Here is a 23751-nt window from a genome sequence, read left to right on the forward strand (position 1 = left end):
CGCATGCTTTAGTTGAATAAGAACTTTTAAAATCTAAGTTATGTTACTGAAAGTTTTTCTTTAAATTTTTTTCGATAAAGAAAATAGGAATAAATAAAAAAATTATACTTAACCCCATATTAATAAACGTAACTACATCCACTGAAAAAGGTAAAAGATACAAAAGTAATATCACAATCGCAATATTACAGATGCCAAATCTAACGGAATAATAACCTAACAATTTTTGAGCATGATCCCAAGCTTTTTGTGATGCCATAGAACGAAAAGTGCGATAACCATAAAAATGATTGATTTTTTTGGGAGCCCTTACTTTATTTACAACTCCAATAATAACCATAAGAAAAGGAATTAATAAACTGATAAAATATGAAGATATATTATCCACTTTCTCACCCCTATTTAGTAAAATTATGAACCCCTACCGATATACAACTAAGGCACTGCGTTAATTGCATAAACTATTTAGTTATTAAAGTTATTATCCCTATTCTTTTTTCCGAGAGAATAAACTGAAGCAAAAAGAAATATCATAGCTAATCCAACTCCTATAATCATTGAATAATCTAAATAATCTTTAAGTGCCATACCCCCAGCAATAGATGCAACAAACAATAACAAAAAGAAAACTGTATAATTCTTTTTCATAATTTCCCATCACCTCTTTGGTATATTTTACCATAATTATGTGATTTTTTATTGAACTAACCTGCCATTTAGCTGCATAAGAAATTATACTAACTTTTATATAAATAAAGGATTTCTGCCCCTATCCTGCCCCATAAAACTGTTTCCTTATAAATTAGGTACTGTTATAAAACAAAAAACCTCTTGATATACAAGAGGTTTAGGTATGATCCCAACTGGACTTGAACCAGCGCCCCCTCCCCTGTCAAATACAGAGTACGAGTATTATACAATAATTATGAATATTTTAGTTCATTTAAGTCCAGTAAATAAAGCAAACACTGCAATTTTATTCACTGAAAGTCTTATATTTCTATTGTTTCGAATAAGTCTGTGCAATTTTTTGTGTAATCGAAAATGTAATAGTTTATTGTGAGGTAGGGTGCATTATTTTTCGTTACTACTAGATTGAAGAGCAAACTCGAAAGAATAAAAACAACTGATTAATTCTTCTAATTCATTTTTAGCTTTTTCCAAAATTTCTTCATCTGTATATATCGAGAATCTTGTGATATATCGATCTAATTTATCGTTTAGTTCGATAATATTTTCTGAACTTTTATGTTTCGCATTCAAACGAATTAAGTCTTTTGCAAAAGCTTCACTTAATAATTGAATACTAGGGATTTCTATTTCTTTTTGGATAGAAACAATTGCTGGTGTATAATCCATTCTGTATGCTTGACCTGGTATTTGCTCCCAAAATCGTTCCCATTCATCGAGTAATCCTGCCTTATAAAGAATCAACTTTAAATATCCACATAACCATGCCGTGCAGCTCGTATTTCTATTTTTACAACCCTTTCCTTCCTCTAACTCATCGCAAAACTTACAACAAGACCCACCAATTTCTATACAAACATTACATATGGATGAAATACCAACGCCCTTTAAATACTGATGTCCAAACTGTATCAGTTCTTCTCTTGTCATGAGACGTTCCTTTTTATAAGTATCCATCACTTTTAATCCTTTCTTTTTTTACTAAAAGAGAGTGTTTTGATCTTAGAAAACACTTGAAATCTTAAAAACTTTGAATTTATCAATCATTGAGATCGTATCAAACAAATAATTGTTAAACATTAACCGAACAACAAAAAGTAATTCGATAATCAATGGGTCTCTAAGGAAATAGATAACCTTGTTACCATTGTCGTGTGATTCCGGGTTACCGAACCTGTTATTTATTTCTCAGAAACACTTATTAAATTCTGAAATTACGTCTGTACATCTTTATGCACATCTCTTTTTGCTTGTATATAAAATTCTACTAATGTGTCAAAACCTTTACGAAAATACGGGTCTCGATAGAACTTGTCGACAAATCCTTCTTCCGATAATCCGTTCATCTCTTTTACTATATCTTTTACGCTCTCTGCTGCTCGTTTTTGTATTTCATATTTTAATTTCAAATGCATACGTCACCGCTCCATTACTATGGTATTCATCTATATTAATGCAGTAGTATTATCATAATCAGTCGTTTCTACTTCTCTCCTACATCCTTATATAACAATCCCGCATAATCTTTTGTCAGTAAAATCATTAAAAAAAGACCAATGAAGATTAGTTTATTCTAATAATGGTCTATGCAAAAAAATGATTTTATTAATTATCTAGAATTAAATATATTCCTTTCTATGAATAACTAATTTTTTCATCTTTATTATTCTTCTTTAAATTTATCTAACATACTAATCGTATCAACTAAGTGATTATTAAAAATTTGGCGTGCAACTACTAATAGCTCAGAAATTATTGGATCCCTGAGGGAGTAAGTAACTTTATTTCCTTCCTTTGTACCATATACAATATTTTTATTTCGTAAAATTGAAAGTTGTTGCGATACAGCTGACCCTTCACTTCCGATTAAATTTTGTATTTCATTTACATTCCTCTCGCCTTCACTTAGAATTTCAAGAATTCGAATTCGTAGTGGATGACCTAGTGCTTTAAAAAAATCTGCTTTAAATTGTTGTAGTTCTAAATTCAATTGTGTTCCTCCAAACTATCTATAAGATCCATATCCTAATTTTAAAATATTTATTATCATTATACCTATTCAGAATGTTTTTATAAAATTTATAAGGATAATTACTCAACAGAGTCCGTTCTATTTTGATCTACTACTCCATTTTTTGATCTTTTAAATCTAATAGATTTGAGTTGGATAAGCTTGAACACTCTAAAAATGCATAGTGCTTACAGCCTAAACACTTATTATAATTAATATTTAATAGTGCGTGGCCAATTGCTTCACCTGAATGCTCGAAAAAGTTTTGTTTACCAATAACATCATACAATTTGGTACGAATTAATAATTCTTTTGGTTGTGATTGAAGACCAGTTAGTAACACAACACTGTCATTGTCCCTGAGGTATTTGACGATACTTGCTAACTTAGCTTCACCTGTTGTATCAATAAAAGGAACCCTTCCAAATCTTAAAATTAAAAACTTTGGTTTGTTATATGATAACTTCAAAATTGTTTCTTCAAATAGATTAGCAGTTCCAAAGAAAATTGACCCTTCAATTGTGAGAATGCTAATTTGAGGACAATCATGATTTTCATTAACCATATATGTCATCAACTTTTGATTCTGTCGTGAACGGTCAGGTAATACCTTTCTAACGATCAGAAGTTCAGACATTCTTTTAACAAATAAAATCACAGCAATGATTAAACCAACCTCAACGGCTGTTGTTAAATTTAGAAAAATAGTCAGTAAAAAAGTTAAGATTAAAATAATAGAATCACTAGATTTAGTTTTTAAAATATGAATAAACTCTTTTCTTTCACTCATGTTCCATGCTACAAGCATTAAAATTGGGGCCATACTAGCTAAAGGAATTTGTGATGCTAATGGTGCAAACAATAATAATATGATTAGGACAATAACACCATGGATAATTCCCGAGATAGGTGAAATAGCTCCACTCTTTATATTTGTAGCAGTCCTAGCTATTGCTCCTGTAGCTGGAATTCCTCCGAAAAATGGAATAACCATATTAGCAATCCCTTGTCCCATTAACTCTTTATTACTATTGTGTCTGCTACCTGACATACCGTCGGCAACTACTGCAGATAATAGTGATTCGATCCCACCAAGCATCGCAATAACAAAGGCTGGTCCAATAAGTGTACGTATTTTTTCAAAATTCAGCTCTATTAAATGAAATACTGGAATACTACTCGGAATATCACCAAATGTGGACCTGATTGTTGGAACTTCCCCTTTAAAAAAGATGTAAGCCATTAAACTAGAAAAAATTAGACCAATTAATGATCCGGGGACTTTTGGGAATAGTTTAATAACTGTAATAACTGTAATTAAACATATGATTGAGGTTATTACACTATAAATATTTATTGTCGAAATATGCAGTCCAATTTCACTCATATTTGATATGAAATCCTCATGTTTAGTTATATTTTGAAGTCCTAAAAAATTAACAATTTGTCCAGTAAAGATAATAACCGCTATCCCTGCTGTAAATCCTATGGTAACAGGACGAGGTATAAACTGTATTAGAAAACCCATTTTAAAGATCCCCATTAATGTGAGAATAACACCAGCTAAAAAACCTGCAATAAGTAAGTTTTCATAACCATAATGAATTACAATTGATAAAAGTATAGGTATAAATGCGCCTGTTGGGCCCCTATTTGAAACTTTGATCCTCCAAAAATTGAAATTAATACTCCTGCAATAATCGTTGTATAAATTCCGTACTCTGGTTTTACTCCAGAACTAATCGCAAAAGCCATTCCTAAAGGAATTGCAATAATTCCAACTATTATTCCTGAAATTAAATCCTTTCTAAAAGATACTTTATTATAATTTTCAATTCTCCCTCGCCATTTCACTTTATCGCACCTTCTAGTATATTTGATTATTTGAATATACAAATATTTAATATAATCATAATAACAGATCTCTTTTTCGTCAAACAAAATCTTACAATTAGAAATTGTAACTATTTTCCAATTTCCATAGTACAAAAATAAATTGAACAAATACAAAAAGAGAAAAAAAAGAACCTTTTCGAAAAAAGGTTCTTTACTAATGGTGATGAGTTATATAGTAAACATCTATATTTTTTTTACAAATTCAGATTTTAATTTCATTGCTCCAAAACCTTCAATTTTGCAATCTATATCATGATCACCATCAACAAGACGGATACTTTTTACTTTTGTACCAATTTTAACAACAAGAGAAGTTCCCTTTACTTTAAGATCTTTGATGACAGTCACTGAATCACCATCATTTAATATATTTCCATTGGCATCTTTTACAACTTTCTTATCATCCATTTCAGTTTCAATATCCAGTGTCCATTCATACCCACATTCAGGACACACAAATAGATTACCATCATGATATGTATAGCCTGAATTACATTTTGGACAATTTGGTAGTTCGACCATGAACTATCCCCTCCTTTAGTATTGCTTTTAGAGCATCATTATTTCTATACTGACATAATTTAAAATTCTTTACAATATAATTTTTGTATATTTGAATCTTTGAATATACTTTTTTTAAATTGGAAAAATTAACATATATTTAACTAGGAAAGACACTAGACGTCTTAAATATAGTCTACCTAATCAAAATTAATGAGGTAAAAAATGAAAAAACTCAATTTTAATATATTAATTATTTATTATCTACTAATTGGAGTTCTATCGTTCTGTAAGGCCTAGGATATAGAATTGAAGGATGCCAACGTGCTACATTCGATAATGTTTCAACATTAAAAGAGGAATAAAAAGATGGAATTAGATGAAAACAAAGAAAAAGCCCAAACCCTTATATACTTAGGTTTGAGCCTTCTCATCTTTATGATCCCAACTGGACTTGAACCAGCGACCCCTACCCTGTCAAGGTAGTGCTCTCCCAGCTGAGCTATGGAATCGTAATATATTGGAGATACAATTCTCTCTTATTAAGTCTATTATACTGTTTTGTCTAATACTCTTCAACCAATATTTAACAAAAAATTTCGAATATAAGTCCACTAGAATGTATTTTTCAATTTTGAAAAACGCTCATCTATTCGACTTTGCTTCTATTTCGTTTATTGTATGCATCAAATCTTTCCATCTCAAATCTTTGTCTCTTGGTATATTGCTTAATAGAATACTACCAACTACAATTGTTAAGAACAAAAGTAATACACCCACACCAAACACAAATGTCTGAACTTTATAGTTTTTAACGATTTTAATCATTCTACTTTTCATAGGCAATCTCTCCAATAGTTAAATAATAATATTCCTTAACCCAAAAATAGTGAAGGTCCACTCTCTTTATTATTAATATTTTCCTTTTTGCCTATTATGTAATCAAAAATTCCAAAAACGTTTTCAATTTTAGTTTTTTGTTGCCTTTGTTACTATTCAAGCACTGCAAAACCCTAGTATTCTTTCTCTTTCTACATGCTCATTTTATGCACCTTTAAGAAATGGCTTTATTCTATAATCTATGTATCTAGAACTAACATCAACACTATAGCTTATTTTTGTTAGCTCTTTTTCTTTATCTCTGTATATTTCGAAGTTTTGCTTTTCTCTTGATTTGATTCGACCTTATTTTCCGTCGATTTTTTCTTTCTATTTCTTCTTCTAGGGTTTTTGTTCTCTTCTAGTTCTTGTTTCTCTTCCTCTTTTTGTTCAGCATCCCCCTTAAATAACTCTTTTTGTTCAGAGTAAACGGATACGATTGAACCGCCAGCTTGAATCCAACTTCCACTGTATTTTAAAAGTAATGCTAATTCTTCGTATTCCTTCACTAATGGATTTGTTTCAGTTTCTTCTTCATATTGTTGGAGTACATCAAAAATGACCCCATCTGACAGATCACTTGGCCCGCCTTGTTCGCTAGAAATGGATCCATCCTGGTGACTTGGAATCGTTTCGTCTTGCATTTCAATCGGTTCGTAATCTGGTATTCTACCAAAAAGATATTCTATTTCATTTAATATTTCTTCATTAGATTGGGTTGATAGTATATTTTCATTATGATCTTCCATTTCATCTGTAAGTTCAACGGTTTCTTCTTCTGGCAATCTTCCAGTGTATTCTTGTACTTCATCAAATATAATCCCATCCGATAGTTCACTAGCCTCAGGTACAGGAGCACTGCCATGATATTCTTGAAGTACGTCAAATATCACTCCATCTGATAAATCGCTAGGTTGTTCTACTTGCCCGGTTTCTTCTAAATAGTCCTTTAAATCTTCTATTTCTAACTCTACAAGACCACCCAATACTTGCAATGTATTTCCAATAGCTTGTAAAAAGTTCCCCATAAAACCAGATACATCAAAGTCCTCTGAACTGACTTCTTCTAAGGCAGCAATTAATCCACCAAAAGCTTGTTGTGCATTCCCTGTAATATTTAATTTTATTGCTCGATCTGCATCTTTTTCTTCTTCTACTTTTTCTTCCTCTGCTTCAGCAGCTAATAAACTAAATAATACAGTGACGTTACCGGAAGCTTGGATAATTTCACCTGCATCTTCTATTACACTAGGTTCGCCTAAAAAAGCTTCTATTAAATTTCCGATTGCTTGAAAAGAATTTCCACCAAAATCAAGATGAAAACTTATATCCTCCCATCTTTTTCGGTTTTCTTCTTTTAATCCTCTCATGGGTGTACTACTAATAGCAGAACTGATTGTTCCAATTGCATTGACCCATGCTCCAATAACTTCCATAACTTGGCTCATTATAATACACCAATCCTTGATTAGTCATTTAGGATTAGTATATTCAAATATAATGTTTAAACGTTCCAAATAGGTAATTGTAATTGAGCCCTAATTATATTTATCCAACTTTCTTCTTAAACAATTCTATTTTTGATTTTTCTCCTACAATAAAAATTAAATCCCCACTCTGAAAAACTACGTCTCCAATTTGCGATACCATCGGTTCACCATCGCGGATGATTAGGACAACAGTTATGCCATATTTCATCGAAAAACTCATTTCTCTTAATGTTTTACCAACCAATTTTTCAGGAATGACCGTTTCAACACCTGCAACGTTTTTTGTAATTTCAATGTATTCGATGATTCCACTCATCGCTTCCATTCGTGCTGCTTTATGTCCAGCCTCCTCTTCAGGATAAATAACTAAATCCGCTCCAATACTTTCTAAAATCCCACCAACTTCACGATTATTTGCTTTACAAATAATTCTTTTAACTTTTCTCTCTTTCAATCTTCTCGTAATTAAGATCGAGGCTAAAGAATCCGTTCCAATCGCTACAAATACTGCGTCAAATTGACTTACATTTAAATCCTCTAGAATAGACTCTTCACGTAAATCGCCAATTACTGCATATTCTGTGTACTCTTCTAATTGCTCTAAAGTCTTTTTATCTTTATCACATACAACGACTTCATGACCTAACCGATCAAATTCTTTTACAATTCCTCGCCCAAAACGTCCAGCACCTATTACCAAATATTGTTTTGGCATATATACTCTCCTCCTTACCCAACTGCTAAATCTTTTTCAACATATTTTAATTTTTGATTATCGACTCTAAATACGAAATAAATCAGTGTGAAAATCCCAATTCTTCCAATAAACATTAGTAAAATTAATATTATTTTTGACACACTATGAATATTTGTTGTAATCCCTAATGACAATCCAGTATTTGTAATTGCCGAAATGGCTTCTAGTAATATTAAATCTAACTGAAACGGTTCAAAAATCGAAATTATAATGGTTGCGACCGTGATTAAAATGATAAAGCTCATCGCAATTACAAATGCACGGTCAACAACCTCTTTCTTTACACTTGTTCTAAAAATAATTGTATCGTCCTGTGACTTAATGACTGAAAACATCTTAGCGGCTAAGACCGATACTGTTGTTAGCCGAATCCCGCCTGCTGCACTCGATGAAGCTCCACCAATATACATCAGCACTAAAAGTATTAAGATGGCAGGTAATGTTAGTTCGGCAATATCTAGAGGTGCATATCCTCCATTTCGACTCGTAACTGATAAAAAAAATGAATTAGTTAGTTGATCCAAAAAATTTAAATGTTTAAACGCATGGCCTCTTTCTAAAAGCCAAAATACAATTGTTCCAAGAATCATAAACGAAAAATGTAGGCGCATATTAACCCTTGTAAATAAGGACTTTTTCTTTTTGTATTTATAGATGTACTCCATAATAGTCGGATATCCTAATCCACCTATAAAAATTAAAGCTGCTGTTACAATTAAAACTAAATTATTTTTTTGAAACGATATTAAGCTATTCCCAAATAAATCAAAACCTGTATTTGTAAAACTTGCAATTGAATGGAAAGCAGTAACTAATAAGGTTTCTAATGCAGTGTCATATTTCCCTCTAAATTGACTATAAAAAAAGAGTCCACCTATAAATTGAAAAAATAATGATGTATATAAAACTGACAAACTTAATCTTTTTATTGACTTAATGCTACTTTGATTTTGATCCTTCGATACGACTAATAGATTTGAAATCGTAATTCGAATACCGAGTATCATAAAACCATAGCTAATAAATACAACAATTCCGATTGCCCCAATTTCCATTTGGATCATTAATAGTATTTTTCCCCACACATTAAAGGTCTCAACTAAGTTTACTGTTGTTAACCCAGTCACACTAATTGCACTTGTTGAAACAAATAAACTGTCTATATAGCTTATATTCGAAATTCGCGTAAATGGGAGAAAGTATAAGAATGAAAATAAAAATGTAATGATGATATAAGAAATAAATATGTAATGGAGAGGATTTTTGGCTTTTCTCTTCTTTTTTTTCATAAGTAGCTCTTTTCTCCTTTAAATTGGCTGGATAAAAGTTTATGGAATTTTTTTCTAATAGCTATTATCTATTCTACCTATTTTTAGTTAAAAAACAAAAAAACTTTCAAACCATATGAATGATTTGAAAGCTTTTGAAATTTTTAAAATTAATTAGTTGATCTAAGCTGATGTAGAATTATCTGTTTTAACTTGTATTGAAGTAACTTCTTTTTGTTGTTGATATAAGTACAAGAATACACTCACAATTACGATCGTACCTCCAATTAGCTGAAATGATGATAACATTTCGTGAAGAAGGAAAACTGCTAAAATAGATGCACCAACTGGTTCCCCAAGTATACTCATTGATATTGTCGTAGCATTTACGTAATTTAATAAATAGTTATTTATGATATGTGCTAATGAAGGAATAATGGCAGATGCAATAAATATGATCCAATCTTTTGATTGGTAATCAAAGAAATTATCCATCGTTACGATATTATAGATTGTTAAAAATGCAGCTGAAAATGCGAATACCCAAAAACTATACACCCAATGAGATGTATTTTTTACGGTTGTTTGTCCAACCATTAAATAGAGTACTGCAGCAATTACACTTAAAAATGAAAGAATATCACCTTTAAACGCTGACATACTTAAGCCGATATCACCGAATCCTATTAGACATACACCAATAATGGCGATAATCATACATATTTTAGATTGCATAGACGTTCGCTCTTTAAATACAAAAAATCCAAGAATCATTGCAACTAATGGCTGAAGAGCTAATATAATCGTTGAGCTCGCCACTGAAGTGAAAACTAATGAACCATACCATAAAATAAAATGGACAGCTAACATTAATCCACCTAAAGCGAATGATTTATAATGCGATTTTTTTAAGGCTTTTAACTCATTTTTTCGCTTCAATACAAATGGTAGCATCCATATACATGTAAACCAGAGGCGATACATGCTTAAAACAGATGGAGAAGCTTTCGTCCATTTAGCTAATATAGCTGAAGTTGAAATCGCAATAATGGACAAAATTAATAAAGACATCATTGCATTTGGTTGTTTTTTACTCATGTTTCACCTCATTTCGACTTATTTTTGTAAGCGTTTAAAACATTTTGCTTTTCTAAATTTTTAGTATGAAGTAACATCTAATTATATCATCCTAGGGAAAAGAAGAGGAGACATTTTATGATTCAAACAAATGGGACTAGAGAAGAACATACATTATATAGTGAACACCTAAAAAAAGAAATCACATTTACAATATACTATTCAAGCATGTACACTCCGTTAATAAAACATCACTTATTAATCGCTCAAGATGGACAAGACTATTTTAATTTAGGAAAAGTTCATCGAGTAATTGAAAAATTAACAAAAGAAGGTTCAATTCAACCTACAATCATTGTAGGAATACCATATTCTTCACCAGAGGAGCGCTTTAAGCTATACCACCCTTCCCAACCTGGTCAAAAAAATTATATTCGTTTTTTAGCTGAAGAATTACTTCCGTATTTAGATGATCATTTACCTTTACTTGGATTAGCCCATAGCAGGACATTAATCGGCGATTCATTAGGTGGGACTGTTTCATTACAAGCTGCATTTACATATCCAAATACATTTGGACAAGTCGTTATGCAATCTCCATTTGTGAATGATGATGTTATAGAATTTTTAGAGAATACAAAATTAAATTCAATTCTTTCAATTGTTCAAACTGTTGGAAAACAAGAAGAAAATGTTTTTACACCAAGTAAGCAATGGGTTAATTTTGTCAAAGGTGGTTTACAGTTAAAAGATTATTTAGCTAACTTCCCTGTAGAATTACATTATGAAGAATATGAAGGGGACCATACTTGGACAAACTGGGAAAAGCAGCTTGAAGAGGTATTAAAAATTAGTTTAGCAAAATAATTCGTGAAACTTAGCGATTTTCAAAAAATTTGGTATAATTAAAATTAGTTATTTTTCTTTCGTTAATTTTTTCAAATTAAAATATAAAGTATCGCAAACAGGAGGTAATTTTTATGAAATGTGGCGTTGTTTTTTTCCCATCTAATTTCGTTCAAGAAAAGGCTAATGAGTATAGAAAACGTTTTGATCCAGCGTATACGTTAATCTCTCCTCATGTTACATTAAGAAGTGGATTCGAACTAAGTGAAGATCAACTTCCAAATATTATTTCACAATTAAATGAAATTGCGAGTCAAATTGAACCATTTGAATTGGAAATTAATAAAGTAAGTTCTTTTGCACCAGTTAATAATGTCATTTATTTAAAAGTTACACCTGTTGAAGCATTGAAAGAGCTTCATGAAAAAATGCACACTGGCGCTTTCCCAGAAACAAAAGATTATGCATTCGTACCGCATATTACAATTGGTCAGCAATTACAAGATGCTGAATTTGCTGATATTCTAGGCCAGTTACGCATGATTCAATTTAGTTACAATGAAGTAGTAGATAACTTTAAATTAGTTTACCAATTAGAAAACGGTGCTTGGGAAGTATATGAAACATTTAAATTAGGAGCAAAAAAATGAGCATTCGCACTATAGTAGCAGCAACAGACGAAAGTATACAAGACGCTCTTAAAGTAAGAGTAGAAGTTTTTGTAGAGGAACAACAAATTTCTAGAGAATTAGAGTTTGATGGCCTTGACGAAGAATGTATACATTTTGTTTCATACGATGGAGAACAACCGATTGCTGCAGGTCGACTTAGATTAATCGAATCGACTGGAAAAGTTCAGCGAATCTGTGTGTTAAGTAGCTATCGAGGAAAAAAAATTGGGAATGAAATTATGTACTTAATTCATAAAACTGCAAAGGAAAAAGGATTAGATCAATTAGTCCTACACGCACAAGAATCTGCAATTCCTTTTTATGAAAAATTAGGTTATAAAATCTCTTCCGAAATATTTTTTGAAGCTGGCATTCCACACGCAGAAATGAAACTAAAATTAAATTAAACACACTTAAAACTATGATTCAATTGAATCATAGTTTTTTCATGGGGCTTTAATATACTCGTGGCTATGAAACAAACAACGGTCTTACTAATGTATTTAGTTCGATACATATCAAAAGATACTTTTTTCCCATTAAAATTCACTTTTCGTACACAAATCTTTTTGGTAACATAGATGAGTCTGCTTTAATTTTAAGGGGGAAAATAATGAAAATTGCAAACTATCAAAATCAATCAATCTATTTACCAGAATTCCCTCGATCAAGATATGAGGAAATATATCAAGCCAGTATTCGCGGGGAAGTTAAATGTGTTAATTGCCATCAAAACTTAAATTTCACATTAACTATTTATGATATTCCTCATTTTTATCATATAAACAAAGAGCAAAATCTAGCATGTATGAATCATAACGTAGAGTTGGAGCAAGAAATGGTTGCTAGATTTGAAAATAATCCTTCTACTACGGAAAATACTGATCGTATTATTAAACTACCTACTAAGCGTTCAATTTCAAATACAGCTACAATCGAAAAAACAGATGAAAATCAATTTATTAACAGACTACCTTTTTACAATATTCCACCATATAAAATAAATGAACAAAAGACGGATCAATTTGTGATCAATCAAATTTCATTAGATTCTCAACAATGGAATGCTGTTACACATATCGGTTCACCTTTACTTGTACTTGCTGGAGCCGGAAGTGGTAAAACACGAGTCATAACAACTCGAGCAATGCATTTAATGAATAGCGGTATACTTCCTCATGAAATGATGCTTGTAACATTTACGTCAAAAGCATCTGCAGAAATGAAAGAAAGAATGAAAGGTCTAGGTTACCCTATTCAACAGATGGAAATTGGTACCTTCCATAGCATTTTCTATAAAATGCTTTTACGATTTGATCGAGCAAAATGGGATTCAAGCCGTTTAATTAAATCAGATTTTCAAAAGGAGATCATGTTAAAGCAAATTGGCCGACGACTTGAAATTGATGAAAAGTCATTTGCATATGACCAAGCCATTCAACAAATTGGCTTATGGAAGAACTCATGTGTTTATCCACATGAGATTCGATCAAAAGATGCTTGGGAAGAACAGGTCGCTTCTCTTTATGAAGGCTATGAATCATTAAAAAAGCAAAATGGGCAATTTGATTTTGACGATATGTTACTTGGTTGCTTTGAAATGCTAAATGAAAATAATGAATTACTTTTACATTATCAAAATCGATTTAAGTGTTTATTAGTGGATGAGTTCCAAGATATTAATAAAATCCAATTCAATATTCTCAAAATCCTTTTTCAACATACAGAAAATATAACGGCTGTTGGTGATGATGACCAGTCAATCTATGCGTTTAGAGGAAGTGACCCCAGGTTTATCTTGGACTTTAAAGAACATTTCAAAGGATCTACAATTTATCATTTAAGTGAAAATTATCGTTCTACCCATGGGATTGTATCATTGGCAAACGAAGTCATTAAGCCAAATAAAAACCGTTTTGTAAAATCAATGCATGCTCAATATGACTACGACCAAGTACCTTCTTTCTTTTTTCCATACGATGAAGAGGAAGAAGCAACGATGATTATTAATGATATGAAAGAAAAAATTAATAACGGTGCAAATCCAGGACAATTTGCTATTTTGTATCGCACAAATACTGCATCAAGGGCTGTTTTTGAGCGATTAATTGGAACAAGCTTGCCTTTTACAATCGACCAAGATGGTGATTCATTTTATGATCGACCTATTATTCGAAAAATGATCTCTTTCTTACTATTAATAGGTGATGAGGACCACCAAGCAGCATTGAAAGAAATATTACCGGTCTTTTTCCTAAAACAACAAGCATTTCAAGATGCAAAAATGAATAGTGTATTGCAAAATCTATCTTTCTTAGAAGCATTCACCACGATTAAAAGTGCAGCACCATTTCAAATTAAAAAAATTGAAAACCTGATCAAGATTTTACGTTATTTAAAACACGCATCTCCTTTAGAAGCAATTGAGCGAATTGAAGAAAGTCCAGCATTTATGGACTATATTAAAAAGCGTGGAAATGAGTCTAATAAAATCGAACGACCTTCTGATGATTTGAGAGATTTGAAGGTCGTAAGCAAAAATTTCAAATCAATTCGAGAGTTTATTGAACACGCATTTCATATTTCTGCTAAATTTAAAGAATATAAGCAGAAAAAAAATCAATCATCACAAGATAATATTTCGCTTTTAACAGCTCACCGTTCAAAGGGATTAGAATATGATTATGTCTATATTCTAGGGGTTGTAGACGGAGGATTCCCTCATGATTATGCTTTAGAATCCTTAAAAAATGGTAACTTAGATCAACTAGAAGAAGAACGTCGCCTTCTTTATGTGGCATGTACAAGAGCTAGAAAGCTATTATACTTATCGATTCTTCAAAAAAGAAGAGGAAAAAAAGCTAATACATCAAGACTAATTCGACGTTTTATTAATAAGAAATGAGATTGAACAACTTTCTTGTATAAAAAATTAAGGTGAGCAAAATATGCTCACCTTTTTTTATGGATTATCGTCTAGTTGTTCTACTGCCACAGCCACAACCTGATTTTTTCACGTAGCCCGCCGGAGCTCCTTGGTAATAAGGGTTATAGTTCGCTTGATTCATTTGTTGCTGCATTTGTTGTTGCTGCATTTGGTACTGCTGTTGTTGTTGGAGTTGTTGCCATTGAAAAGGAGTCATTTGACCCTGACCTTGATTGTACATATCTTCCCTCCTAATTAAGTCTATTCACAATAGTATATGAAAGGAATTTTCAATCGTTCTACCTAAAATTATGAATTCAGTCTATTAACAATCGTTTCTATTACGCCAGCTGCCCCTGCAATAGCTAACAAAATGATGATGAACTCACCCACATATGGAAAGAACACATATATTAATAGTAATAACGCTGTACACCAAATTCCACTACACCAAGTACAACTTAATAGCTCACCAAAAAAGTATTGGATTCCACTTCCTTTAATCTTTGTATAAGTAACTGGCATCCCATTCTCTTCAAGCGTTATTTCATCAATAAAAGGCCTTCTTAGAAAAGCTGTTATTTTATCGTGAACTACTAAACGAGTCAATCGAAAGCTTGCCAAAATTAAGATGAATAGCAACAACCAACTTATATCCATGTTAAGTACGCAGGACAAGGGATATGGATGCAATGGGTAAATAATTTCACTTCCTTACCCTACATTTATGCTCCTCTAATCCCTTCCAACCCTTCTCCTCTCCTTTTCTTATTTCTCTCCCTATTTACATATTACAGATCTAAGCTCTTCTTTGTCTTTCCTGCTTAAACTGTACTACTTTGCTCCTAAGCCCATTTATCTAAAAAAGCAAAAATCTTCAGTAACCGTTTTTCGCCTGCTTAATATCATAGTAATGTAATATCCATCTAAAGTGATAAGGAGTGAAAATGATGAGTTGCAAAGACAACCACGACAAAAAAAGAAACCATTGCGTATGTGACGTTGTAAAATTCATAAATGATCTACAAGATTGCGCAACAAACACTTGCCCAACAGGTTGTGACGTTCCATTCTTAGGTGCTAACCCTAATGTACCACTTGCAAATACTCGCCCTTTCCTATTGTATTTAGCAAACGGTGAATTATTTAGAGTACCAGCATTTAATCATAATAATATGATGATGATGGCACAAAATCGTGATGGCAATGATAACAACAACAACAACAACAAAAACGGTCAAATGAACAATTGCCAAGATACAGTTGTTTTCCGTGTTGAAAGTGTAGATGAAGATTGCTGTGCAGTGTTAAGAGCATTAATTCCAGTAAACAACAAAGACAACAAAGACAACAAAAACAACAACCAAAATACTTTCTGCGAATTAGTAGACTCTGACATGTTTGTAGCATCAAACACTTGTGTAACAGTTGACCTAGATTGCTTCTGTGCAATCCAATGCCTACGTGACGTACACGTTACAAATCTGTAAGTTTAATGTAAACTAAAAAACTATGGGTGGTAGATCATGTATCTACCACCTTTTTAACGCCTTAAATACCTACCATTTGAATACTTACAATACTTTGAATATCCAATTCAACATCATTAATTTTTGAAGAAACCTTAATTGAAACCTTTCCTTCGTTGTAACCCATAATATAGCCAATATATAAATCTTTTTCTGTACGAATTCGGCACTCAACTTTTGGAATATAATGAGGCTTATTTATCATAAATAATACTTTTTCTTCATTCGTCATCGCTTTAAATGGTTTTTTCATCCAAGTATTGTCTGCTTCGACTTGTTCTTCTTGATCTTCTTGTTCTTGTTGCTCTTCTTGTTGCTCTTCTTGTTCATCTAAATCTACAACATCTTCCAGTTCTTCTAATTCATCTAATTCTTCTAATTGATCTAGTTCTTCAACTTCCACGTATTTAGAAGCTACATATTCTTTATCCTTTTGTTTTTGATCCTGATTATTTACTTTGACCACATATGAGTGTTGTACGTTCAACTTGGCTTCTTGAAAATCAGGCTGTGCAATATATAATAATGGCTTTACACCCTCTTTAGACTCTTTTCTTGCCATTGTTGTTCCTCCCTCGTAAGTGTGCTCTCATAAATTATATGAACGGACAATATTTATCATGTTACTTTTTTCTCAATCAAGTAATCTACAAATTTAATTGAAATACCAAATATATGCCCATCAACACTTGACTAATTTTATACATATTCATCTAAATTGGACAAATATCCTAGTACAAACAATTGACAGGGCACATATAAATACATTGTAACCGCACAGAAAAAACAAGGAGCGATGAAAAAGTGAATAAAGAGTTATTCTCAGTATTCGTAGGTAAAGGAGTTAGAATTGGTCGAGGAGGTCATGAATCTAAAGAAGGTTTATTACTTGGTGCATATGAAACACATATTGCTCTTTTTACAGAGGCTGAAGGTGTAATTTACTTCCCTTATACTCATATTAAAAGCGTAACTTCATTTGCAAAAGGTAGATTATCTTATGATGAAATGTACAATACGATTGAATTATTACCAAACGAGAGTTTTGTAGACTTATTAAATTCTCAAGTTAGACAATGGGTAAAAATTAATCGCGGTGGCCACGACAAAGTTGAAGGTATTCTTCTTGATGCAAACCATGATTATGTAGAAATTTCTTTTAACGATGAACTAGTGTATCTTGCTACTTATCATGTAAAAAGTGTAAGTTTCGGAGAAAAATTTGAAGTTTACGAAAGAAGTAATACGACAAGCCAAACATTAAGAAGAAGAAAATAATGTTTAGAAAGGTCGTTTTATGAAATAAAACGACCCTTTTTTTATAAAACTTTGACCCTCGATGCCATTCTAATTATGTAAACCCCTTATAACGTAATTTGAAACTATACTTAATTTTGAGTGGTAATCAATAAATCATTGGAAGTATGCTGTTATGAACTAACTGATCCAACTATAAAGTTTTCAAACTTAATAATCTTTTTCATTCATATAAGACAGGCACTATCTATCTTGCCAACCTTTAAATGAAATGATTGATTTTATTTAGACAAACTATCATTCTAATCGATATACCCATATAAATAAAATTGAAAATCCTTTTTCAGAAATGAACGTGTCTGAATCATAATGATTTATCTTTTTAAGAAAGGAGAAAATCATGGCAAGTTTCAAAAATTTTCTCAACAAACAAGTTACAATTGAAATATCTGGTAACAGTAATGTTGATGGAATCTTAATTGAAGTTGGAAATGATTTATTAGTTGTTTTCAATGGTGAAAATTTCCTTTATATTCCACTACTTCATATTCATAATCTTAGTGAAAGTACACTCGAAGAATCATTTGGTGTTGTTCCCTCCCTACAAGAACTAGAACACGAAAAAGATGAGTTATCTTTACGTAAAGTCTTAACTGCTGCCAAAGGGATTTTTGTTGAAATTAATCTTTCAAATAATCGTTCTTTTCATGGCTTTATTACAACCATCATGAATAATTACTTTGTATTCTATTCACCGATCTATAAAATCATGTATATATCCCTACAGCATTTAAAGTGGTTAACCCCTTATCTCACTGAAAAGACCCCTTATATGTTAAGTAATAATTTATTACCTGTTAATCCTTCTAATATCCCTCTAGCACGCACGTTAGACGTTCAATTAAATAAGTTGATTGGTGAATTAGTCGTAATGAACAGTGGAGAAAATTACGAATATATAGGTAAGTTGAGTTCTATTGACTCAAATTTCATAGAGTTGACTACATCTAGAGGAGAAAGCAAATTAGTAGGTCTTCGTCACTTAAAATCAATTTTTATTCCGTAAGAATTAATAAAATTAAAATGCCACATTTTACAATAAAAAAGTGCCTATTTATGTCATCATAAGAAAGCACTTTTTTTTGTTTGACTAATGTCAGGTTGATTTCCCCAACAGAATGTTTACCCATATAAAGAACACACTTATTTTCTTTTGAAGGATGCACGCTTTTCATGGCGATGTGGGCATGAGCTGAGTGCCTCGTTGCATTCTATTACCGCATCTCAAGATGAGTGAGCAACATCAGTTTCAATTTGATTTGAGTATATTATTTTCTTTTTTTGGCTGTTTTACTTACTTATAACCCCTTATGAGTTACCAAATTTCAGATTCTTTCTGTTTTACTTACTCATGAACCCCTTATGAGTTACTAAGTTTCAGATTCTCGCTGTTTTACTTACTCATGAACCTCTTATGAGTTACTAAGTTTCAGATTCTCGCTGTTTTACTTACTCATGAACCCCTTATGAGTTACTAAGTTTCAGATTCTCGCTGTTTTACTTACTCATGAACCTCTTATGAGTTACTAAGTTTCAGATTCTCGCTGTTTTACTTACTCATGAACCTCTTATGAGTTATTATGTTTCAGATTCTCGCTGTTTTACTTACTCATGAACCTCTTATGAGTTATTAAATTTACCCATGACTAAGTATGTAATATCAACACAAAAAAATAGAAGCCATTTAGACTTCTATTGTTCTTACTATTCTTATCCCATTATATGGTATCCTGAATCAACATGAATGTTTTCTCCAGTAATACCTCTTGCTAAGTCACTAAATAAGAATAAAGCAGAATCTCCTACTTCTTCTTGTGTTACGTTTCTGCGTAATGGTGCTTTTTCTTCGATCTCTTTTAAGATTGTATTAAAGTCACCTACTCCTTTTGCAGAAAGCGTACGGATTGGTCCTGCAGAGATTGAGTTTACGCGAATATTGTATTTCCCTAAATCGTTTGCTAAATAGCGTACAGAAGCTTCTAGAGCTGCTTTAGATACACCCATTAGGTTATAGTTTTGCATTACACGCTCGCCACCTAAGTAAGTTAGCGTAACAATGCTTCCGCCTTCAACCATTAATGGTTTTGCTTCACGAGCTACACCTACTAATGAGTAAGCACTAATGTTTTGTGATAATAAGTATCCATCACGGCTTGTGTCTACAAAATCACCTTTTAAGTCCTCTTTATTAGCAAAAGCGATACAGTGTGCTACACCATGAATTGTGCCTACTTGCTCTTTAATTGATGCAAAGCATTTTGCTAAATCTTCATCACTAGTTACATCACATTGAACTAAAAGATTGTTAGGATTTTCTAGTGAGTCAGCTAATTCACGAACACCTTTTTCTAATCTTTCATTTGCGTATGTAAAAATTAAATTTGCTCCCGCGCTATGTAATGATTGTGCAATACCCCAAGCGATACTACGGAAGTTTGCAACACCCATAACAACAAAAGTTTTTCCTTGCAATGAAATCATATCATTCATCTCCTTTATTATTAGTTATTAGTACTAGATACTAAAATAGTAGCACAAATACGATGAATTGAAAATAGTAAAGTTATTTATAGCTTTATCCACAAAAAATATAAATATAATAGTTTATTTAAAAAGAGTTTATAGTTTTGAATTCCTTTAAGGACAAAAATAAACTATAATGATGATTGTCGTACATTAAAAGTGCCTATTTAAAAGCATACTAATAAAACTTATTATAGAGAGGTGAGGACATGAAGGAAGACCGTACATCTCCCTTTCAAATTGATTTCAAATTACTTTTTATCCTTTTTTGTATTGCCGCTGTAAGTTATCTTGCAATTACTAGTGCAATGCCAAGCCTTCCTGCAAATCTAAGAAACATCAATTTCGCTGGACAACAAATTAAATGGTATATCATTGGACTTGTTGGTATTGCCTTTATTATGATTATTGATTTTGATCGATATAAAAATGTTATTTGGTATATGTATGGTTTTGGATTACTCCTACTACTTGGTTTAGAACTGCATATTCCAGGTGCTAAAACCATCAAAGGTGCAACGGCATGGTACACCTTACCTGGTATTGGTAACTTTCAACCATCTGAATTAATGAAAATTTTTATGATCATTATTTTAGGAACCATTATATCAAGACATAATGAAATGTATGCTGTTCGTGGAAAGAGAGAAGATATTTTACTTTTAGGTAAAATATTCGGTATTGCGTTACCTCCTCTACTTCTGATTGCGAAAGAGCCTGATTTAGGTAATACAATGGTTATGTGTGCAATTATCGCAACAATGATTTTAATTTCTGGAATTCGTTGGCGCTATATTCTTGGGCTAGTTTTATTCACGATTGCCCTTGGTGCTTTCATGGTTTATCTATACTTTTATCATTTTGAATTTTTCACATCGCATGTGCTTGAGGAATACCAATTAAATCGTTTTTACGGTTGGTTAGCGCCTTATGAATACCCTTCTCAAGGTTATCAGCTTACTCAGGCATTAATGGCAGCTGGTTCTGGTTTGCTTACTGGTAAGGGGTTCCATAACGGTGAAGCTTACTTCCCTGAACCACATACAGATTTTATTTTCACAGTAATCTGTGAACAATACGGATTCATAGGAGCAAGTGTAGTAATTTCATTATTCTTCTTATTAATTTATCGAATGATTCATATTGCTTTAGAAAGTAACGACAAATTTGGTAGCTATATTTGTGCCGGTGTTGTAGGAATGTTTACTTTCCAGATTTTTCAAAATATTGGTATGACGATCGGTCTACTTCCTATTACAGGGATTACTCTACCATTTGTAAGTTACGGAGGAAGTTCTCTAGCAACTAATTTACTTGCAATTGGATTCATCCTTAATGTAAGATCTAGAACAAATAAGTATATGTTTGACTGATAGAGTAGAAATACAAAGGGTAAAGATCTAATGAAGATCTTTACCCTTCTTTTTTTTATATTTAATACACTTCTTAGAAAGTTCTTTTACGCTGCTAATTTGGGGCATACTACGATTATTACTAGTTGAAATAACAGACTAAAAGGATTGATAGGATGAAATACGATATCATAGGCGATATTCATGGTTGTTATAATGAATTTGTTGAATTAACTAAAAAACTTGGTTATTCGTGGGAGAACAATATTCCTGTTCACCCAGATAATCGAAAGTTAGTTTTTGTTGGTGATTTAACGGATCGCGGACCTAATTCGCTTGCAGTTATAAAAGTAGTATATGAACTTGTGATAAAGCATAAGAAAGCACATTATTCACCAGGGAATCATTGTAATAAACTTTATCGTTATTTTCTTGGTCGCAATGTAAAAATTCAACATGGACTTGAAACAACAGTTGCTGAATTAGAATCAGTTAGCGGTAAAGAAAGGAGCCATTATCAAGCATCGTTTAAAAAACTTTATGAAGGCTCCCCTCTATATAATGTTTTAGACAATGGAAAATTAGTTGTTAGTCATGCTGGTATACGTGAGGACATGATTGGTAAGCATTCAAATAATGTTAAAACATTCGTTTTATATGGAGATATTAATGGAGAAGTGCTCCCAAATGGGATGCCTGTAAGAAAAGACTGGGCGAAAGAGTATAAAGGTAAAGCACTAATTGTCTATGGTCATACTCCAATAAAAGAACCAAGAGAATTAAATAATACAATTAATATTGATACTGGCGCCGTCTTCGGTGGTAAACTTACAGCATTTTCGTATCCAGAACATAAATATACCCAAGTACAATCTTCCATGCCATACATTGAAGAAAAATTTAGTTTTTACGAAGAAAAAGAAAGCAGAGTTTAGGAAAATAGATACAAAAAAAGTAGGTTTCTGATCGGAACCTACTTTTTTGCTGATAATGTAAGCGCTCACTTATCAGCTTAATATATTAGTCTCTTCCATCCCCATGGAGAAACACTACATACTAAAAATAATCTATTATTCATATATTGTCAATAAATTATACAAAATTTAGACAAATTTATTACTTGACATTCACGATTCCAATAACCTCTCTAAATCAACAGGTAAAGCGATTTCAAAGTTTTTTTCCGTATAATCAATTGGATGAACAAATGACAATTGATAGCTATGCAACGCCTGCCTTTTTAATCGATCAGTATTACCTCCATATAAGTCATCCCCGATTAATGGATGTCCAATCGAAGACATATGTACCCGGATTTGATGTGTTCGACCCGTTTCTAATTCTAATTCAACAACTGAGTAGTCCCTATTTACTACAAGGACTTTAAAATGTGTGATTGCTTCTTGTCCCTCTTCAGAAACAATTCTCTCGATAATACTATCACTTTTCCTAGCAATCTTTGCACATATTACCCCTTCAGTGCCATTCATTTGTCCATGAACAATTGCTAAATACTTTCTTTGTACATTTTTTAGTTCATTTTTCGAAAATAAATAATGAATATAACGATTTTTGGCAACTAACATTAATCCTGAAGTATCTTTGTCTAATCGAGTGACTATATGGATGGTGGATTGGAGCCCAATTGTTTGATAATAAAATAATAATCCATTTGCAAGAGTACCATTAGGATGCTCTCTAGAAGGTATACTTGGTATCCCAAAAGGTTTATTGATGACTAATACAGCATCATCTTCATAAACAATTTCAAAAGGAATATCTTCAGCTATAAGATCCACACTTGGTTTCTCGATTGGAAAATAGATTTGAATAAGATCAAATTCGTTTAAAATTGTACGGACAGTTTTTTCTTCACCGTTTACTGTAATTTTTCCACCTTGAAATTTTATATCTGTGAGAGCACGTTTAGAGAGCTCCTTTAATTTAAGAAACTCTCTAAGTAATATTCCATTATGCTCTTTTTTTACTTCCCATGATAGACTAAATTGATTCATATT

25 protein-coding genes, 1 tRNA gene and 1 pseudogene are annotated in these 23751 nt (G+C 32.0%); 9 read left to right on the forward strand and 18 right to left on the reverse strand.

From position 1 onward, the window contains the following. Nucleotides 1-43 precede the first annotated feature (43 nt). The 13 genes and pseudogenes from BM319_RS18080 to BM319_RS18140 form a co-directional block, all read right to left on the reverse strand. Entirely contained in the window at nucleotides 44-388 is a 345-nt protein-coding gene (locus tag BM319_RS18080) for an SdpI family protein (protein ID WP_091023754.1), read from the reverse strand. 77 nt (nucleotides 389-465) lie between these two features. Then, nucleotides 466-648, reverse strand: a complete 183-nt coding sequence (locus BM319_RS18085) for a hypothetical protein (protein WP_069033017.1) — start codon at nucleotides 646-648, stop codon at nucleotides 466-468. Between the two features lie 426 nt (nucleotides 649-1074). Continuing rightward, nucleotides 1075-1647: a hypothetical protein gene (locus BM319_RS18090; protein ID WP_091024005.1), complete on the reverse strand. Its 573-nt coding sequence runs from the start codon at nucleotides 1645-1647 to the stop codon at nucleotides 1075-1077. A gap of 257 nt (nucleotides 1648-1904) precedes the next feature. Beyond that, a complete protein-coding gene (locus tag BM319_RS18095) occupies nucleotides 1905-2105 on the reverse strand; it encodes a hypothetical protein (RefSeq protein ID WP_069033015.1) in 201 nt (66 codons plus the stop codon). Between the two features lie 248 nt (nucleotides 2106-2353). After that, nucleotides 2354-2680, reverse strand: coding sequence for an ArsR/SmtB family transcription factor (locus BM319_RS18100; protein WP_069033014.1), 327 nt, complete (start codon nucleotides 2678-2680; stop codon nucleotides 2354-2356). Between the two features lie 133 nt (nucleotides 2681-2813). Continuing rightward, a pseudogene (locus BM319_RS18105) lies at nucleotides 2814-4555 on the reverse strand (SulP family inorganic anion transporter). A gap of 225 nt (nucleotides 4556-4780) precedes the next feature. After that, nucleotides 4781-5119: a zinc ribbon domain-containing protein YjdM gene (locus tag BM319_RS18110; RefSeq protein WP_091024007.1), complete on the reverse strand. Its 339-nt coding sequence runs from the start codon at nucleotides 5117-5119 to the stop codon at nucleotides 4781-4783. Between the two features lie 418 nt (nucleotides 5120-5537). Further along, nucleotides 5538-5610: transfer RNA gene (locus BM319_RS18115), tRNA-Val, on the reverse strand. Between the two features lie 133 nt (nucleotides 5611-5743). Further along, entirely contained in the window at nucleotides 5744-5938 is a 195-nt protein-coding gene (locus BM319_RS18120; RefSeq protein ID WP_069033011.1) for a hypothetical protein, read from the reverse strand. 281 nt (nucleotides 5939-6219) lie between these two features. Further along, nucleotides 6220-7425, reverse strand: coding sequence for a DUF6944 family repetitive protein (locus BM319_RS18125; protein WP_091024009.1), 1206 nt, complete (start codon nucleotides 7423-7425; stop codon nucleotides 6220-6222). Between the two features lie 100 nt (nucleotides 7426-7525). Continuing rightward, on the reverse strand, nucleotides 7526-8182 hold the full coding sequence (locus tag BM319_RS18130) for a potassium channel family protein (protein ID WP_069033009.1): 657 nt from the start codon (nucleotides 8180-8182) through the stop codon (nucleotides 7526-7528). 14 nt (nucleotides 8183-8196) lie between these two features. Further along, nucleotides 8197-9513, reverse strand: a complete 1317-nt coding sequence (locus BM319_RS18135) for a potassium transporter TrkG (protein WP_069033008.1) — start codon at nucleotides 9511-9513, stop codon at nucleotides 8197-8199. A 162-nt stretch (nucleotides 9514-9675) separates the two neighbouring features. Then, nucleotides 9676-10590, reverse strand: a complete 915-nt coding sequence (locus BM319_RS18140; protein ID WP_069033007.1) for a DMT family transporter — start codon at nucleotides 10588-10590, stop codon at nucleotides 9676-9678. 117 nt (nucleotides 10591-10707) lie between these two features. Here BM319_RS18140 and BM319_RS18145 point away from each other — a divergent pair, with 117 nt between their 5' ends. The 4 genes from BM319_RS18145 to BM319_RS18160 all read left to right on the forward strand — a co-directional run bounded on the left by BM319_RS18145 (nucleotide 10708) and on the right by BM319_RS18160 (nucleotide 14991). Continuing rightward, nucleotides 10708-11436 carry an alpha/beta hydrolase gene (locus tag BM319_RS18145; RefSeq protein WP_069033006.1) on the forward strand — a complete coding sequence of 243 codons (729 nt, stop codon included), beginning with the start codon at nucleotides 10708-10710 and terminating at the stop codon, nucleotides 11434-11436. 113 nt (nucleotides 11437-11549) lie between these two features. Beyond that, nucleotides 11550-12065: a YjcG family protein gene (locus tag BM319_RS18150; RefSeq protein ID WP_069033005.1), complete on the forward strand. Its 516-nt coding sequence runs from the start codon at nucleotides 11550-11552 to the stop codon at nucleotides 12063-12065. Continuing rightward, nucleotides 12062-12493, forward strand: coding sequence for a GNAT family N-acetyltransferase (locus BM319_RS18155; RefSeq protein WP_069033004.1), 432 nt, complete (start codon nucleotides 12062-12064; stop codon nucleotides 12491-12493). The genes BM319_RS18150 and BM319_RS18155 overlap by 4 nt, the downstream gene beginning before the upstream one ends. Before the next feature lie 206 nt (nucleotides 12494-12699). After that, nucleotides 12700-14991 (forward strand): ATP-dependent helicase, encoded by a 2292-nt coding sequence (locus BM319_RS18160; RefSeq protein WP_091024011.1) that lies wholly within the window; start codon nucleotides 12700-12702, stop codon nucleotides 14989-14991. A 64-nt stretch (nucleotides 14992-15055) separates the two neighbouring features. On the opposite strand, the gene BM319_RS18165 is transcribed toward BM319_RS18160, so the two are convergent. Together BM319_RS18165 and BM319_RS18170 are read right to left on the reverse strand one after the other, a co-directional pair. Then, the gene (locus BM319_RS18165) at nucleotides 15056-15253 is read right to left on the reverse strand and encodes a hypothetical protein (protein ID WP_069033002.1); all 198 of its coding nucleotides are present in this window, start codon (nucleotides 15251-15253) and stop codon (nucleotides 15056-15058) included. Between the two features lie 68 nt (nucleotides 15254-15321). Further along, nucleotides 15322-15672 carry a DUF1360 domain-containing protein gene (locus tag BM319_RS18170; protein WP_069033048.1) on the reverse strand — a complete coding sequence of 117 codons (351 nt, stop codon included), beginning with the start codon at nucleotides 15670-15672 and terminating at the stop codon, nucleotides 15322-15324. A gap of 290 nt (nucleotides 15673-15962) precedes the next feature. Here BM319_RS18170 and BM319_RS18175 point away from each other — a divergent pair, with 290 nt between their 5' ends. Further along, nucleotides 15963-16502 (forward strand): CotY/CotZ family spore coat protein, encoded by a 540-nt coding sequence (locus BM319_RS18175; protein ID WP_069033001.1) that lies wholly within the window; start codon nucleotides 15963-15965, stop codon nucleotides 16500-16502. A gap of 61 nt (nucleotides 16503-16563) precedes the next feature. Here BM319_RS18175 and BM319_RS18180 read toward each other — a convergent pair whose 3' ends face one another. Next, nucleotides 16564-17103 (reverse strand): CotO family spore coat protein, encoded by a 540-nt coding sequence (locus BM319_RS18180; RefSeq protein ID WP_091024013.1) that lies wholly within the window; start codon nucleotides 17101-17103, stop codon nucleotides 16564-16566. Nucleotides 17104-17345: 242 nt separating this feature from the next. Between BM319_RS18180 and BM319_RS18185 the strand changes: the two genes are divergently transcribed. Both BM319_RS18185 and BM319_RS18190 read left to right on the forward strand, forming a co-directional pair. Beyond that, complete coding sequence (locus BM319_RS18185) at nucleotides 17346-17819, forward strand: hypothetical protein (protein ID WP_069032999.1); 474 nt, start codon at nucleotides 17346-17348, stop codon at nucleotides 17817-17819. A gap of 379 nt (nucleotides 17820-18198) precedes the next feature. Continuing rightward, nucleotides 18199-18864 (forward strand): YwrJ family protein, encoded by a 666-nt coding sequence (locus BM319_RS18190; RefSeq protein WP_069032998.1) that lies wholly within the window; start codon nucleotides 18199-18201, stop codon nucleotides 18862-18864. Between the two features lie 704 nt (nucleotides 18865-19568). Here the strand turns inward: BM319_RS18190 and fabI are convergent. Next, nucleotides 19569-20339 carry an enoyl-ACP reductase FabI gene (gene fabI / locus BM319_RS18195; protein ID WP_091024015.1) on the reverse strand — a complete coding sequence of 257 codons (771 nt, stop codon included), beginning with the start codon at nucleotides 20337-20339 and terminating at the stop codon, nucleotides 19569-19571. Nucleotides 20340-20590: 251 nt separating this feature from the next. Between fabI and BM319_RS18200 the strand changes: the two genes are divergently transcribed. Next, a complete protein-coding gene (locus BM319_RS18200; protein WP_069032996.1) occupies nucleotides 20591-21754 on the forward strand; it encodes an FtsW/RodA/SpoVE family cell cycle protein in 1164 nt (387 codons plus the stop codon). Between the two features lie 155 nt (nucleotides 21755-21909). Beyond that, the gene (gene prpE / locus BM319_RS18205) at nucleotides 21910-22668 is read left to right on the forward strand and encodes a bis(5'-nucleosyl)-tetraphosphatase PrpE (RefSeq protein ID WP_069032995.1); all 759 of its coding nucleotides are present in this window, start codon (nucleotides 21910-21912) and stop codon (nucleotides 22666-22668) included. Between the two features lie 192 nt (nucleotides 22669-22860). On the opposite strand, the gene BM319_RS18210 is transcribed toward prpE, so the two are convergent. Continuing rightward, entirely contained in the window at nucleotides 22861-23748 is an 888-nt protein-coding gene (locus BM319_RS18210) for an RluA family pseudouridine synthase (protein ID WP_091024197.1), read from the reverse strand. Nucleotides 23749-23751 lie beyond the last annotated feature (3 nt).

The organism is Bacillus sp. UNCCL81 (assembly GCF_900112535.1).
GTDB classification, from domain to species: Bacteria; Bacillota; Bacilli; order Bacillales; family Bacillaceae_G; genus Gottfriedia; species Gottfriedia luciferensis_B.

What these genes read in the sequence shown, in the direction of transcription:
- BM319_RS18085 (WP_069033017.1), bottom strand. Translation starts at nt 648, where the DNA reads ATGAAAAAGAATTATACAGTTTTCTTTTTGTTATTGTTTGTTGCATCT.
- BM319_RS18090 (WP_091024005.1), bottom strand. Translation starts at nt 1,647, where the DNA reads ATGGATACTTATAAAAAGGAACGTCTCATGACAAGAGAAGAACTGATA.
- BM319_RS18095 (WP_069033015.1), bottom strand. Translation starts at nt 2,105, where the DNA reads ATGCATTTGAAATTAAAATATGAAATACAAAAACGAGCAGCAGAGAGC.
- BM319_RS18110 (WP_091024007.1), bottom strand. Translation starts at nt 5,119, where the DNA reads ATGGTCGAACTACCAAATTGTCCAAAATGTAATTCAGGCTATACATAT.
- BM319_RS18120 (WP_069033011.1), bottom strand. Translation starts at nt 5,938, where the DNA reads ATGAAAAGTAGAATGATTAAAATCGTTAAAAACTATAAAGTTCAGACA.
- BM319_RS18125 (WP_091024009.1), bottom strand. Translation starts at nt 7,425, where the DNA reads ATGAGCCAAGTTATGGAAGTTATTGGAGCATGGGTCAATGCAATTGGA.
- BM319_RS18130 (WP_069033009.1), bottom strand. Translation starts at nt 8,182, where the DNA reads ATGCCAAAACAATATTTGGTAATAGGTGCTGGACGTTTTGGGCGAGGA.
- BM319_RS18135 (WP_069033008.1), bottom strand. Translation starts at nt 9,513, where the DNA reads ATGAAAAAAAAGAAGAGAAAAGCCAAAAATCCTCTCCATTACATATTT.
- BM319_RS18140 (WP_069033007.1), bottom strand. Translation starts at nt 10,590, where the DNA reads ATGAGTAAAAAACAACCAAATGCAATGATGTCTTTATTAATTTTGTCC.
- BM319_RS18145 (WP_069033006.1), top strand. Translation starts at nt 10,708, where the DNA reads ATGATTCAAACAAATGGGACTAGAGAAGAACATACATTATATAGTGAA.
- BM319_RS18150 (WP_069033005.1), top strand. Translation starts at nt 11,550, where the DNA reads ATGAAATGTGGCGTTGTTTTTTTCCCATCTAATTTCGTTCAAGAAAAG.
- BM319_RS18155 (WP_069033004.1), top strand. Translation starts at nt 12,062, where the DNA reads ATGAGCATTCGCACTATAGTAGCAGCAACAGACGAAAGTATACAAGAC.
- BM319_RS18160 (WP_091024011.1), top strand. Translation starts at nt 12,700, where the DNA reads ATGAAAATTGCAAACTATCAAAATCAATCAATCTATTTACCAGAATTC.
- BM319_RS18165 (WP_069033002.1), bottom strand. Translation starts at nt 15,253, where the DNA reads ATGTACAATCAAGGTCAGGGTCAAATGACTCCTTTTCAATGGCAACAA.
- BM319_RS18170 (WP_069033048.1), bottom strand. Translation starts at nt 15,672, where the DNA reads ATGGATATAAGTTGGTTGTTGCTATTCATCTTAATTTTGGCAAGCTTT.
- BM319_RS18175 (WP_069033001.1), top strand. Translation starts at nt 15,963, where the DNA reads ATGAGTTGCAAAGACAACCACGACAAAAAAAGAAACCATTGCGTATGT.
- BM319_RS18180 (WP_091024013.1), bottom strand. Translation starts at nt 17,103, where the DNA reads ATGGCAAGAAAAGAGTCTAAAGAGGGTGTAAAGCCATTATTATATATT.
- BM319_RS18190 (WP_069032998.1), top strand. Translation starts at nt 18,199, where the DNA reads ATGGCAAGTTTCAAAAATTTTCTCAACAAACAAGTTACAATTGAAATA.
- fabI (WP_091024015.1), bottom strand. Translation starts at nt 20,339, where the DNA reads ATGATTTCATTGCAAGGAAAAACTTTTGTTGTTATGGGTGTTGCAAAC.
- BM319_RS18200 (WP_069032996.1), top strand. Translation starts at nt 20,591, where the DNA reads ATGAAGGAAGACCGTACATCTCCCTTTCAAATTGATTTCAAATTACTT.
- prpE (WP_069032995.1), top strand. Translation starts at nt 21,910, where the DNA reads ATGAAATACGATATCATAGGCGATATTCATGGTTGTTATAATGAATTT.
- BM319_RS18210 (WP_091024197.1), bottom strand. Translation starts at nt 23,748, where the DNA reads ATGAATCAATTTAGTCTATCATGGGAAGTAAAAAAAGAGCATAATGGA.